Genomic DNA, 12404 nt, shown 5'->3' with positions numbered 1-12404 from the left:
CGTAGTGTTATCACTTTTTGTTAGTTTAACAGTGAGAGTTTGAACAAAGATTGGGGTGGCCGCATGATAAAATATAATACGATCGTGCTAGCGGCAGGTCAAGGAAAGCGGATGAACGCAGGTCAAAACAAGCAATTTATTGAACTATTAAATAAACCTCTTATCATACATACATTAGAAAGATTTATCCATGACACATGGTGCTACCATATTTATTTAGTAATCAATCCAAATGAACAGCGGGAAATGGAAACTTTGATTACTAAATATGGCTGGCAACATCAAATAACCATTGTACATGGCGGAAGTGAACGTCAGGAGAGTGGCTATAATGGGTTGTGCGCAATTAAACCGGAATCTCGTGATCTAGTCGTTATGATTCACGATGGTGCTCGACCTTTTGTGAAGCAAACGCATCTGCATGAATTAGCGGAAGTGGCACAGAAGAATAGGGCCGCATTGCTAGCGGTACCTGTTACAGATACGATAAAAAGAAAGCAAGGGGACAAGCTCGATACATTAGATCGTTCTACTTTGTGGGCGGCACAAACACCACAGGCATTTAGCTATGATTTAATTTTGCGAGCTCACGAGTCGGCTAAGCGTTCTCAGTATCTTGGAACAGATGATGTTTCATTAGTAGAAGCATTAGATGAACCGGTTGAAATTGTGCATGGTTCGTATCATAATGTGAAATTAACAACACCGGAGGATATTATGAAGGCGGAAATGATTTTAACGCAAAAGGAGGAAGTATAATGTTTCGCGTTGGGCAAGGATTTGATGTACACCAATTAGTGGAAGGTAGACCCTGTATTATAGGGGGGATCGATATACCGTATGATTTAGGGTTATTAGGGCATTCAGATGCAGATGTATTACTGCATACTATCGCTGATGCATGTCTTGGTGCAATTGGAGAAGGGGATATTGGAAAACATTTCCCTGATACCGATCCTGCATTTAAAGACGCCGATTCGCAAAGGCTATTACAGGAAGTGTGGCGTTTAGTAGAAGGGAAGGGTTATACGCTTGGCAATATCGATTGTACAGTAATCGCGCAAGCCCCAAAGCTTGCTCCGCACATTATTTCTATCCGGGAAAATATTGCCCGTTTACTGCAATGTGAGGTGGATCAGATCAATGTAAAAGCAACAACAACAGAAAAATTAGGATTTACCGGAAGAAAAGAAGGAATTGCAGCACAAGCAGTCGTTCTGTTAATGAAATCATAATTATTTTTTGAAAAGCAAATCAGTAGGCATTGATTTTCGTCTTCTTCTACAATAGAAACGTAACATTATGTCGAAATTAATGGTAAAATAGAGATACAAGGTGAAACAGACCGTTATAAATGAGTGAAACACATGGAGGGACAATGATTATGACAACTGAAGTACGTGTACGTTATGCGCCAAGTCCAACAGGGCATTTGCATATCGGAAACGCAAGAACTGCACTTTTTAATTATTTATATGCCAAACATTTAGGTGGATCTTTTATCATCCGTACAGAGGACACAGACGATAAGCGAAATGTCGAAGGCGGAGAAGAAAGCCAGCTTCACTATTTAAAATGGCTTGGATTGGAATGGGAAGAAGGTCCAGACATCGGTGGTGAATATGGACCATACCGTCAAACAGAACGTTTAGATATATACAAAAAATATATCGATGAGCTGTTAGAACGCGGCTTAGCATACAAATGCTATATGACAGAGGAAGAGTTAGATCAAGAACGTGAAGAGCAACGTGCCAATGGTCAGGTACCGAAATATTCTGGTGCACACAGTAATTTAACAGATGAGCAAATGGAACAGTTTGAAGCGGAAGGTCGCAAGCCTAGTATTCGATTCCGAGTACCAGCAGGTCATACCTATACATTCCAAGATATCGTTCGAGGCAATATTACATTTGAATCCAGTGATTTTGGTGATTGGGTCATTGTAAAGAAAAATGGAATGCCAACCTACAATTTTGCAGTTGCGATCGATGATTATCATATGAAAATCAGTCACGTACTGCGAGGAGAAGAGCATATTTCCAATACCCCAAAACAAATGATGATATTCGAAGCATTTGGCTGGGAAGCACCACGCTATGGTCACATGACGCTTATCTTAAATGAAAACCGTAAAAAGTTAAGTAAACGTGACGAGCATATCCTGCAATTTATTGAGCAGTATAAAAACCTTGGGTATATACCGCAAGCATTATTCAACTTTATTACGTTACTTGGCTGGTCACCGGTTGGCGAAGAAGAGCTGTTTACGCAGGAAGAATTTATTAATATTTTTGACCCACAACGCTTATCGACATCCCCGGCCATTTTTGACCCGGCGAAATTAAAATGGATGAATAATCAATATATCAAGCAAGCATCTCTTGAAGAAGTAGTAGAACTAAGCTTGCCACATCTGATTAAAGCAGGTAAATTACCAGAAGACATGGAGCCTGAACAAAAGGACTGGGCGATCAAGCTTATTAGTCTCTACCACGAACAATTATCGTACGGAGCAGAAATTGTAGAGTTAACAGAACTTTTCTTCAAGACAGACATACAGTATGATGAAGAGGCAATGAAGGTGCTGCAGGAAGAACAAGTACCAGAAGTGATGGAAGCATTCTTGGAGCATTTTACGAACATAGAAGAGATGTCACCTGAAGAAGTGAAAGCTGCCATTAAAGCAACACAAAAGCAAACGAAGCAAAAAGGTAAAAAATTATTTATGCCAATTCGTGTGGCCACAACGGGACAGGTGCACGGACCGGAATTACCGAATGCGATTCATCTTTTAGGAAAAGACATCGTAACTGCACGAATTGAAAAGGTAATCCAACAAAGCAAATAAGTAGCAAATAAAGGAATTTGCGCTATAATAAGAAGTAATAATAAGGAATGTGGATGAGGAGAAGTAGAAGACAACAGCTTGTACAGAGAAGACCATCAATGGCTGAGAATGGTTTAAGCGCGTATCTTTGAAATGCACCTCAGAGTTTCTTCCTGAATCCAGTACGGAAGAACGGTTTGCCACCGTTATCGGTTCAAGTGGAGGGCATCACTGCCCTAAACAGAGTGGAACCGCGCCAAAAGCGTCTCTGAGTTGTATAACCAGAGACGCTTTTTTTGTATCTTTAAGGAGAGTTTTGGAGTGGGATATTTCATAGTGTGTACGGTAACAAAGATACGTGGGCACGGAGTGGTAGCCTGCCACCTTAACTATTTCCAAATTACTATTCTTAAAATGAAGAATCGGGCATCCTTTTTAAAGGAAACTGTCGATCACTCAGATAAAAGATGTGAAACAAAGGGGGATGGTCATGGGATTTTTTAAAATGCTCAAACAAGACATCGATGTAGTATTTGATCAAGACCCTGCAGCACGAACATATATCGAAGTTTGTTTAACTTATTCTGGCTTGCATGCGATATGGTCCCATCGTATCGCACACGCCGTTTACCGGAAGAAATTCTTTTTCATTGCAAGGCTCATTTCGCAAATCAGTCGCTTTTTTACCGGCATTGAAATACACCCCGGTGCCAAGATAGGCAGTCGTTTTTTCATCGATCACGGCATGGGAGTAGTGATTGGGGAAACGTGTGAAATTGGCGATAACGTCACGATTTATCAAGGTGTAACGTTGGGAGGAACAGGGAAAGAGAAAGGCAAACGCCATCCAACCATTAAGGATAATGCGCTGATTGCAACAGGAGCAAAAGTATTAGGATCGATTACTATCGGGGAAAGCTCCAAGATCGGCGCTGGTTCTGTTGTATTGGAAGATGTCCCGGATCATTCAACAGTAGTAGGTATTCCGGGAAGAGTAGTAATTCAAAATGGGGAAAAAGTAAGAAGAGATCTAGATCACCATAAGCTTCCGGATCCAATTAGTGAGGTATTAAAGGAAATGGAAGGCGAAATTGAAAAACTAAAAAAAGAAGTGAAAGAATTAAAAGGAGCGAATCAAGATGACCATTAATATATACAACACGCTGACGCGAAAAAAAGAAGAATTTAAGCCGCTTGAACCGAATCAAGTCAAGATGTATGTATGTGGTCCAACTGTGTATAACTATATTCATATTGGTAATGCCAGACCAGCAATTGTTTTTGATACTGTTAGAAGATACTTTGAATACAAAGGGTACCATGTCGACTATGTGTTGAATTTCACTGATGTCGATGACAAATTAATTAAGGCAGCGAGAGAACTAGGGGAAGAAGTACCTGCCATTGCGGAACGATTTATTACTGCGTATAAAGAAGATGTAGGTGCACTAGGTGTGAAAGAAGCCGTACATCATCCGCGTGTTACGGAAACAATGGACGATATCATTCGCTTCATCGCGACTTTGATTGATAAGGGGCATGCCTATGCAGCGGATGGAGATGTATATTTTAAAACAAGATCATTTGATAATTACGGTAAATTATCGCATCAATCCATTGATGAGTTGCGATCTGGTGCCAGAATCCAAATTGGAGAAAAGAAACAAGATCCATTAGATTTTGCACTGTGGAAACAAGCGAAGGAAGGGGAAATCGCCTGGGATTCACCTTGGGGACAGGGACGTCCTGGCTGGCATATTGAATGCTCTGCGATGGCGAAGAAATACCTCGGAGATACGATTGATATTCATGCGGGCGGTCAGGATTTGACATTCCCTCATCATGAAAATGAAATTGCGCAATCAGAGGCAGGTAATGGAACATCTTTTGCAAATTATTGGATGCATAACGGCTATATAAATATCGACAACGAAAAGATGTCGAAATCACTTGGCAACTTTGTGTTAGCGCATGACCTGATTCAAAAGCACGATCCAAAAGTGGTACGCTTCTTCATGTTGAGTGTACACTATCGCAATCCAATCAATTTCAGTGATGCATTATTAGAAAGTGCCAAAAACAGCTTTGACCGCATAGAAAATGCTTTAACCAATCTTGCGCACCGTCAGCAATCGAGTGTCAATATCTCAGAGGACAATGAAGAGTGGCTGACTGCAATCGAGCAATTCAAAGTACAATTTGAAAAAGAAATGGATGACGATTTTAACACGGCAAATGCGATTGCTGTTATTTTCGATCTGGTAAAGGAAGCTAACCACTATTTACAATCCGATCAAACGCATACCGATGTACTGCAAACATTCATGGATACACTAAATGACTGGTTAATCGTGTTGGGAATTCCAATGACGTCAGAATCAGACCTGCTGGATGAAGAAATCGAGGAACTAATTGAACAACGCATAACAGCAAGAAAAAATAAAGATTTTCAATTAGCGGATCAAATAAGAGATGACTTAAAGGCAAAAAATATCATTCTGGAGGATACACCTCAAGGCACAAGATGGAAGCGGGGTTAAGCATGACACAACAGCCACCAAGAGAAATGAAAAGCCTGGCACTGGCCTATATGGGTGATGTTATCCATGAGAAGCATGTGCGTGAATATTTGATCCGGCAAGGGAATGTCAAGGTGCAAAAACTGCATCAGCAAGCCATCCAATTTGTGAAAGCTTCTGCACAGGCTTCTGTTATCCTTCACTGGCTGGAGCATGAAGAGCTAACAGCGGAGGAACAAGCAATTGTCAAAAGGGGACGGAATGCAAAATCAGGTTCTGTCCCCAAAAACACAACCGTGCAGACGTATCGTTACAGCACGGCATTTGAAGCATTAATCGGCTTTTTGTATTTAGACCAGCAGACAGATCGCCTTGATTCATTGCTGCGTCAGGCAGTTAACTTAATAGAGAAAGGAGATGACCCATCATGAGCGATGAATGGATTATTGGAAAGAACACCGTAATCGAAGCACTAGAATCGAACCGTGCAATTCAGAAGCTATATGTAACAGAAAACTTAAACGCATCTTTGGCAGGTAAACTCCAAGGATTAGCAAAAGCAAAAAATGCGCCAGTACATCGGGTGCCGAAAAAGAAGCTAGATCAAATGGTAGAAGGAAATCATCAAGGCATTGCTGCACTAGTAGCGGCCTACGAGTATGCAACGCTGGATCAATTATTTCAAGTAGCAGAATCGAGAGGACAATCACCGTTCTTTTTAATTTTGGATGAAATAGAGGATCCGCACAATCTCGGATCCATTCTCCGTTCAGCTGATGCGACAGGCGTTCATGGGGTGATTATTCCAAAACGAAGAGCGGTAGGACTGACATCTACCGTTGCCAAAACCTCAGTAGGTGCAATTGAGCATATTCCGGTAGCACGAGTCACGAATATTGCACAAACAATTGATGAGCTAAAATCGCGCAACGTATGGATCGTGGGGACCGAAGCCGATGCGACGGAAGATTATCGAAAATTAGACGGTCAACTGCCGATTGCATTGGTGATTGGTAACGAAGGAAAAGGCATAAGCCGATTAGTGAAGAAGAATTGTGATTGGACAGTAAGTTTACCAATGGCAGGTTCGGTTTCATCACTTAACGCATCTGTAGCCGCAAGTTTGTTAATGTATGAAGTGTTCCGCACACGTGATCAGCATGGTGACGGATGATGGATGTACTATTGGTTGATGGCTACAACATGATAGGCGCATGGACCGAATTGCAAGCACTAAAAGATCACGATCTGGAACAGGCAAGATTACTTTTGATCGATAAAATGGCGGAGTATCAGGCATATCGTAAACGCAAAGTGATCGTGGTCTTTGATGCTTATGAAGTTAGGGGATTAGAGAACAGACAGCAGCAATACAAGGTAGAAGTTATTTTCACGAAAGAAAACGAAACCGCGGATCAATGTATTGAGCGTCTTGTAAAGAAGTTCAAAAATGTCCGCACCAAAGTTTTCGTGGCAACGTCAGATTATACCGAGCAACGGACGATTTTTGCACAAGGGGCCTTTCGTGTTTCAGCGAGAGAATTAGATGTCGAAATAAAGAATATTCAGAAGGAAATTGCCAGTGATATTGTCGAGCACCAGCAGAAAAAAATTAAAAGCAAAATACCTTTGGATGACAAGCTGTTACAAGTGTTTGAGAAGTGGCGACGTGGCAATTAATAGCAAAGTGCTGTTGACGTAGGTAAAGCGCTTCCTGTATAATATTGCTATTAATAGGCGGTAATACCTAATTTTTGGCATTAAGCCGGGAGGAGTCCCATTGACCACCATGCAGGTAGATAATAGAAATACTGACTTTCAGAACTTAGATGATAATGAATTAGTATTACTAGTGCAGAACGGCGACACCTTAGCTCTTGATTTTTTAATTCAGAAGTATAAATCGTTTGTACGTGCAAAAGCAAAAACCTATTTCCTTATTGGTGCGGACCATGAAGACATTGCTCAAGAAGGAATGATCGGCCTGTATAAAGCGATACGAGATTTTCAAGCAGACAAGCTCTCTTCCTTTAAAGCTTTTGCTGAATTATGTATTACTAGACAAATTATAACGGCTATCAAAACAGCAACAAGGCAGAAGCATATGCCGCTAAATTCATATGTCTCCCTGGACAAGCCTATCTATGAGGAAGATTCCGAACGGACGTTAATGGATGTGATTGAAGCAACTATTGCGATTGATCCACAGGAATTACTGATTAACAGGGAACGGTATGGTGATATGGAATCCAAGTTGTCAGAAGTGTTAAGTGGTTTAGAAAGAGAAGTACTATTACTTTATCTTGAAGGGAAAACCTATCAAGAGATTTCTTCGGAGCTGAATCGCCATGCTAAATCCATTGATAATGCATTACAGCGAGTTAAGCGAAAACTAGAGAAATATTTAGAAGAAAGTGGTATTCATCTATCATAGTTAAGTTTAGTAGATGCCGTTGACAGTGTGCGAGAAGCATGCTACATTAAAGAAGGTATAAAACCCGATAGAGGTGACGGAATTGGGTAATAAAGTAGCACTTGCATGCGAAGTTTGTCATAGCAGAAACTACAGCACGGAGAAGAACACGTCGAATTCTGAACGTTTAGAGATTAAGAAGTTTTGTAAGATATGTAATAGACATACCATTCATCGTGAAACAAAGTAGATTAGACGGAGTTAGAAGACAGTTTGGAGGTACCTTCTGTGAAACCAGTAACTTTTATGAAAAATGTCAGCCGTGAAATGAAGAAAGTATCGTGGCCAAGAGGACGAGAATTAACACGATATACATTAACAGTAGTTGGAACAGTTGCATTTGTAACTGTGTTTTTTGCACTTATTGATTTAGGAATTACCGAACTTCTTAACTTATTATTTGAATAAATTGCTATTATATATGTTATACTGTAACTAAATATTATCCAAAAAGAACCCGTTTGGCGGGTTTTTTAAATGCAAAGAAATCGACTGTTGGAGAAGTTCATTTAAGGGAGGGAAGGGCGAACGAAAGCCCTCGAAATTATGGAAAAAAGATGGTATGTCGTCCATACGTATTCTGGTTACGAAAACAAAGTAAAAACGAACCTTGAAAAAAGACTAGAATCGATGGGGATGGAAGATAAAATATTCCGCGTATTAGTTCCGGAAGATGAAGAAACAGAAATCAAAAATGGCAAAAAGAAAATTGCTAAGAAAAAAGTATTCCCAGGCTATGTGTTAGCTGAAATGGTTATGACGGATGATTCCTGGTACGTTGTCCGCAATACGCCGGGAGTAACCGGCTTCGTAGGTTCTGCCGGTTCAGGTTCCAAGCCGACACCGTTGCTTGAAGAAGAAGTAGAGACAATTTTGAAGCGAATGGGCTTTGAACAGCGTGTAACCGAAGTAGACTTCGAAGTCAAAGAGACGGTAGAAGTAATGGATGGTCCGTTTAATGGGTTCTCTGGAACGATCGAGAAGATCGATCTGGACAAGCAAAAAGTGAAAGTCCATGTCAATATGTTCGGCAGAGAAACACCGGTTGAACTGGATTTCTCACAAGTGAAAAAATTATCATAGAAAGTTGATAATTTTAAAAATATATCAAATGCACTTGCATTTCAATCGATAAAATGCTAAAATTTTTATGTTCTTTATGCCTCGAGTATAAGGTTATTTTTTCTCATATGTAATCGAGTGGGAGGGCAAGTGCCCTATTACCACATCACGGACTTAAGGAGGTGTGTCTCGTGGCTAAAAAAGTAGATTCAGTTGTAAAATTACAAATTCCAGCAGGAAAAGCAAATCCAGCACCACCAGTTGGGCCAGCACTAGGTCAAGCAGGTGTTAATATCATGGGATTTTGTAAAGAGTTTAACGCTCAAACACAAGATCAAGCTGGTATGATTATTCCAGTAGAAATCACGGTTTATGAAGACCGTTCATTTACATTTATTACCAAAACTCCGCCAGCGGCAGTGTTGCTTAAGAAAGCAGCTGGTATTGAAACTGCGTCAGGTGAACCGAATCGTAACAAAGTGGCAACACTTAAACGCGACAAGGTTAGAGAAATCGCAGAAACAAAAATGCCAGATTTAAACGCTGCTGATGTCGAAGCTGCAATGCGTATGGTCGAAGGTACTGCGCGTAGCATGGGTATCGTTATCGAAGACTAATCTCACAGCGATGTGCAAAAAGCGGAAGGTTGCGGTAGTGGAGAATTGCTTCATCAGCCGCAACCTTTAACTTTGAATAACGGTTGTTGTGACTGTTGCTGTCCGCTTTTGAAAGTGGGAGGTATAACCGTTAAAACCACAGAAGGAGGAAATTAATAATGGCAAAGAAAACAAAAAAACAACAAGAAGCATTAAAACTTGTTGATCGTTCAACTGCGTATGAAGCAAAAGAAGCTTTAGAATTAGTTCAAAAAGCTGCTACAGCGAATTTTGATGAAACTGTAGAGGCAGCATTTCGTTTGGGGGTAGACCCGAAGAAAGCTGACCAGCAAATCCGTGGAGCAATGGTATTACCACACGGAACTGGTAAGACTCAAACGGTTCTTGTATTTGCGAAAGGTGAAAAAGCGAAAGAAGCAGAAGCTGCTGGAGCTGATTATGTTGGAGATCAAGAACTAATCAACAAAATCAACCAAGGTTGGTTTGAGTTTGATGTAGTAGTTGCAACTCCCGACATGATGGCAGAAGTAGGTAAGCTTGGTCGTGTACTAGGACCAAAAGGCCTTATGCCAAACCCTAAAACAGGAACTGTAACGTTCGAAGTAGAAAAAGCAGTGAACGAAATCAAAGCAGGTAAAGTAGAATACCGTGTGGATAAACAATCAAATATTCACGTACCAATCGGTAAGGTATCTTTCGACTTAGACAAACTAGTTGAGAACTTCAACGCTCTTGCTGAAACTGTAGTTAAAGTGAAGCCACAAGCAGCTAAAGGTACGTATATCCGTAACGTAGCAGTGTCTTCTACTATGGGACCTGGCGTAAAAGTAGATGCTAGTGGGTATGTAAAATAATTAGCTTGACATAATTGATTGAATTATATATAATGATTCTTGGTCAAGTTGACTATAAAAATGAAATATAACATTATACCGTAGACAGTAGGTGCTCATTGAGCTTAATTTCCTGCCGAGGTGTGTCTGGATAAATAACAGGAATCCTTTCTTAGAAGGATCATTCTGTAAGAGTCTAAACCTCCATGTCTACAAGATATGGAGGTTTTTCGTATTCGGCGGTATAATGATCCCGTTCTAGGAGGTGGAATCATGTCAAAGATTATTGAGCAAAAGAAACAAGTCGTTTCTGAAATCGCAGAAAAACTTCGTGAAAGCCAATCAACAATCCTTGTAGATTACCGAGGTCTTGATGTTTCAGAAGTTACAGAATTGCGTTCACAATTACGTGAAGCTGGTGTAGATTTCAAAGTGTACAAAAACACAATGACTCGCCGTGCTGTAGAAGAGGCTGAACTTACTGAACTTAACGATATCTTAGTTGGCCCAACAGCGATCGCATTCAGTAAAGATGATGTAGTGGCTCCAGCGAAAGTTTTAGGTAACTTCGCAAAAGACCACGAAGCATTAGAAATTAAAGGTGGCGTAGTAGAAGGGTCTGTTGCATCTCTAGACCAGATCAAAGAACTTGCAAGCCTTCCGAACTACGAAGGAATGGTTTCTATGCTACTCAGCGTACTACAAGCACCAGTACGAAACTTTGCTTATGCAACAAAAGCAGTTGCAGAGCAAAAAGAAGAGCAAGGTGCATAAGCACGTTTTTCAACAGACAAACAATGTTCGTAATATAATATAAAAAATAGGAGGAATTGAACATGTCTAAAGAACAAATTATTGAAGCAATCAAAGAAATGTCCGTTCTTGAATTAAACGACCTAGTAAAAGCAATTGAAGAAGAATTTGGTGTAACTGCAGCAGCTCCAGTAGCAGCAGCAGGTGCAGCTGGTGGAGAAGCAGCTGAAGAACAAACTGAATTTGATGTAGTACTTGAAAGTGCTGGATCTTCTAAAATCAAAGTTGTTAAAGCAGTTCGTGAAATCACTGGTCTTGGACTTAAAGATGCTAAAGACTTAGTAGATAACGCACCAGGCGCTATTAAAGAAGGCGTAAGCAAAGAAGATGCTGAAGAAATGAAATCTAAGCTAGAAGAAGCAGGCGCTTCTGTAGAAGTAAAATAAGCAATACTCTGTGAAAAGCTCGCTATGAAAATGGCGAGCTTTTCTTTTCATAAAAGAAAGTAAGGTTGTGTGTATAGAAAACAAGGTTCGTATAAACATATAATCATGAATGGATAATGAATGAGAGTGGGTGGAATTGATGGATCAATATTTTTCGCAATCTCCAGATGTGGTCAGTGATCCGAAGACGTGGCGTTTTGAATTAAGAGAACGCACCTTTCGATTCACAACAGATAACGGAGTTTTCTCCAAGAATGAAGTTGATTATGGTTCGCGCGTTTTAATTGAATCGTTCGTCCTCCCTAAAGCAGAGGGTGATATTGTCGATGTGGGATGTGGATATGGACCGATTAGTATTGCTCTTGCTGCCAGCTTTCCAGAAAGAAAAGTGTTAGGGGTCGATGTGAATCAACGAGCGCTTCAGTTAGCGCAACAAAACGCTGAACAGAATCGCATAGACAATGTACTGTTCAAGGAAAGTAATATATTAGCAGGTGTGTCAGACCGGAGATTCGCAGCTATCTTAACCAACCCGCCAATACGCGCCGGCAAACAAGTGGTACATCAAATCTTTGAAGAAGCCCAACAATCGATATTACCAGGTGGAGAGTTGTGGGTTGTCATTCAGAAGAAACAAGGTGCACCTTCCGCCAAGAGAAAGTTAGAAGAATTATTTGAAGAGGTTTCAGTTGTAGCGAAGGATAAAGGATATTTTATTTTTTGTGCAAAATAATTTGACTCCGCCTAGCAATTGTGATAATATTGAAAAATGCCAATAGGACGGAAGGTTTGTCAAGAGAAAATGTTGAAAAATGTATATTTTTTAAAAAAATAGGTAAAACTATTCAACATGAACTGTTTTAAACTTGGC

Annotated in this window: 17 protein-coding genes and 2 other annotated features; all 17 genes read left to right on the top strand. The window is 40.4% G+C overall.

The genetic code is table 11. The annotated features are described in order from the left end of the window. The first annotated feature begins 66 nt into the window (after positions 1–66). Positions 67–759 carry a 2-C-methyl-D-erythritol 4-phosphate cytidylyltransferase gene (gene ispD, locus MUN88_RS05080; protein WP_244724333.1) on the top strand — a complete coding sequence of 231 codons (693 nt, stop codon included), beginning with the start codon at positions 67–69 and terminating at the stop codon, positions 757–759. Then, complete coding sequence (gene ispF, locus MUN88_RS05075; protein WP_244721682.1) at positions 759–1235, top strand: 2-C-methyl-D-erythritol 2,4-cyclodiphosphate synthase; 477 nt, start codon at positions 759–761, stop codon at positions 1233–1235. Before ispD ends, ispF begins: the two co-directional genes overlap by 1 nt. Positions 1236–1384: 149 nt before the next feature. Next, complete coding sequence (gltX, locus tag MUN88_RS05070) at positions 1385–2851, top strand: glutamate--tRNA ligase (protein ID WP_244721679.1); 1467 nt, start codon at positions 1385–1387, stop codon at positions 2849–2851. A gap of 41 nt (positions 2852–2892) precedes the next feature. Further along, positions 2893–3103: a binding site (T-box leader), on the top strand. 217 nt (positions 3104–3320) lie between these two features. Further along, positions 3321–3980 carry a serine O-acetyltransferase gene (gene cysE / locus MUN88_RS05065; RefSeq protein WP_244721676.1) on the top strand — a complete coding sequence of 220 codons (660 nt, stop codon included), beginning with the start codon at positions 3321–3323 and terminating at the stop codon, positions 3978–3980. Next, positions 3970–5370 carry a cysteine--tRNA ligase gene (cysS, locus tag MUN88_RS05060; protein WP_244721674.1) on the top strand — a complete coding sequence of 467 codons (1401 nt, stop codon included), beginning with the start codon at positions 3970–3972 and terminating at the stop codon, positions 5368–5370. The genes cysE and cysS overlap by 11 nt, the downstream gene beginning before the upstream one ends. Positions 5371–5372: 2 nt before the next feature. Beyond that, the gene (locus MUN88_RS05055; RefSeq protein WP_244721671.1) at positions 5373–5780 is read left to right on the top strand and encodes a Mini-ribonuclease 3; all 408 of its coding nucleotides are present in this window, start codon (positions 5373–5375) and stop codon (positions 5778–5780) included. Next, a complete protein-coding gene (gene rlmB, locus MUN88_RS05050; protein WP_244721668.1) occupies positions 5777–6523 on the top strand; it encodes a 23S rRNA (guanosine(2251)-2'-O)-methyltransferase RlmB in 747 nt (248 codons plus the stop codon). The genes MUN88_RS05055 and rlmB overlap by 4 nt, the downstream gene beginning before the upstream one ends. Next, a complete protein-coding gene (locus tag MUN88_RS05045) occupies positions 6523–7029 on the top strand; it encodes an NYN domain-containing protein (RefSeq protein ID WP_244724332.1) in 507 nt (168 codons plus the stop codon). Before rlmB ends, MUN88_RS05045 begins: the two co-directional genes overlap by 1 nt. Before the next feature lie 109 nt (positions 7030–7138). Beyond that, a complete protein-coding gene (gene sigH, locus MUN88_RS05040) occupies positions 7139–7783 on the top strand; it encodes an RNA polymerase sporulation sigma factor SigH (protein ID WP_244724329.1) in 645 nt (214 codons plus the stop codon). Between the two features lie 82 nt (positions 7784–7865). Next, a complete protein-coding gene (gene rpmG / locus MUN88_RS05035) occupies positions 7866–8012 on the top strand; it encodes a 50S ribosomal protein L33 (RefSeq protein ID WP_244721666.1) in 147 nt (48 codons plus the stop codon). Positions 8013–8068: 56 nt separating this feature from the next. Beyond that, on the top strand, positions 8069–8230 hold the full coding sequence (gene secE, locus MUN88_RS05030; RefSeq protein WP_369809978.1) for a preprotein translocase subunit SecE: 162 nt from the start codon (positions 8069–8071) through the stop codon (positions 8228–8230). Between the two features lie 138 nt (positions 8231–8368). Beyond that, entirely contained in the window at positions 8369–8905 is a 537-nt protein-coding gene (gene nusG, locus MUN88_RS05025; RefSeq protein WP_244721661.1) for a transcription termination/antitermination protein NusG, read from the top strand. A 170-nt stretch (positions 8906–9075) separates the two neighbouring features. Further along, complete coding sequence (gene rplK, locus MUN88_RS05020) at positions 9076–9501, top strand: 50S ribosomal protein L11 (protein ID WP_244721649.1); 426 nt, start codon at positions 9076–9078, stop codon at positions 9499–9501. Between the two features lie 158 nt (positions 9502–9659). After that, the gene (rplA, locus tag MUN88_RS05015) at positions 9660–10355 is read left to right on the top strand and encodes a 50S ribosomal protein L1 (protein WP_244721648.1); all 696 of its coding nucleotides are present in this window, start codon (positions 9660–9662) and stop codon (positions 10353–10355) included. A 60-nt stretch (positions 10356–10415) separates the two neighbouring features. After that, positions 10416–10575 (top strand) — a sequence feature (ribosomal protein L10 leader region). A gap of 32 nt (positions 10576–10607) precedes the next feature. After that, positions 10608–11108 (top strand): 50S ribosomal protein L10, encoded by a 501-nt coding sequence (rplJ, locus tag MUN88_RS05010; protein ID WP_244721628.1) that lies wholly within the window; start codon positions 10608–10610, stop codon positions 11106–11108. Between the two features lie 62 nt (positions 11109–11170). After that, entirely contained in the window at positions 11171–11533 is a 363-nt protein-coding gene (rplL, locus tag MUN88_RS05005; RefSeq protein ID WP_244721625.1) for a 50S ribosomal protein L7/L12, read from the top strand. A gap of 136 nt (positions 11534–11669) precedes the next feature. Then, positions 11670–12266, top strand: a complete 597-nt coding sequence (locus MUN88_RS05000; protein WP_369809942.1) for a class I SAM-dependent methyltransferase — start codon at positions 11670–11672, stop codon at positions 12264–12266. The last annotated feature ends 138 nt before the right edge of the window (positions 12267–12404 follow it).

Source organism: Gracilibacillus caseinilyticus (assembly GCF_022919115.1).
Taxonomy (GTDB): Bacteria; Bacillota; Bacilli; order Bacillales; family Amphibacillaceae; genus Gracilibacillus; species Gracilibacillus caseinilyticus.
The sequence above is the reverse complement of the archived record's forward strand: the minus strand, read 5'-3'. Positions and strand labels throughout refer to the sequence as shown.

Coding starts and splice junctions, on each gene's coding strand:
- ispF (WP_244721682.1), top strand. CDS start 759: ATGTTTCGCGTTGGGCAAGGATTTGATGTACACCAATTAGTGGAAGGT.
- gltX (WP_244721679.1), top strand. CDS start 1,385: ATGACAACTGAAGTACGTGTACGTTATGCGCCAAGTCCAACAGGGCAT.
- cysE (WP_244721676.1), top strand. CDS start 3,321: ATGGGATTTTTTAAAATGCTCAAACAAGACATCGATGTAGTATTTGAT.
- cysS (WP_244721674.1), top strand. CDS start 3,970: ATGACCATTAATATATACAACACGCTGACGCGAAAAAAAGAAGAATTT.
- MUN88_RS05055 (WP_244721671.1), top strand. CDS start 5,373: ATGACACAACAGCCACCAAGAGAAATGAAAAGCCTGGCACTGGCCTAT.
- rlmB (WP_244721668.1), top strand. CDS start 5,777: ATGAGCGATGAATGGATTATTGGAAAGAACACCGTAATCGAAGCACTA.
- MUN88_RS05045 (WP_244724332.1), top strand. CDS start 6,523: ATGGATGTACTATTGGTTGATGGCTACAACATGATAGGCGCATGGACC.
- sigH (WP_244724329.1), top strand. CDS start 7,139: ATGCAGGTAGATAATAGAAATACTGACTTTCAGAACTTAGATGATAAT.
- secE (WP_369809978.1), top strand. CDS start 8,069: ATGAAAAATGTCAGCCGTGAAATGAAGAAAGTATCGTGGCCAAGAGGA.
- nusG (WP_244721661.1), top strand. CDS start 8,369: ATGGAAAAAAGATGGTATGTCGTCCATACGTATTCTGGTTACGAAAAC.
- rplA (WP_244721648.1), top strand. CDS start 9,660: ATGGCAAAGAAAACAAAAAAACAACAAGAAGCATTAAAACTTGTTGAT.
- rplJ (WP_244721628.1), top strand. CDS start 10,608: ATGTCAAAGATTATTGAGCAAAAGAAACAAGTCGTTTCTGAAATCGCA.
- rplL (WP_244721625.1), top strand. CDS start 11,171: ATGTCTAAAGAACAAATTATTGAAGCAATCAAAGAAATGTCCGTTCTT.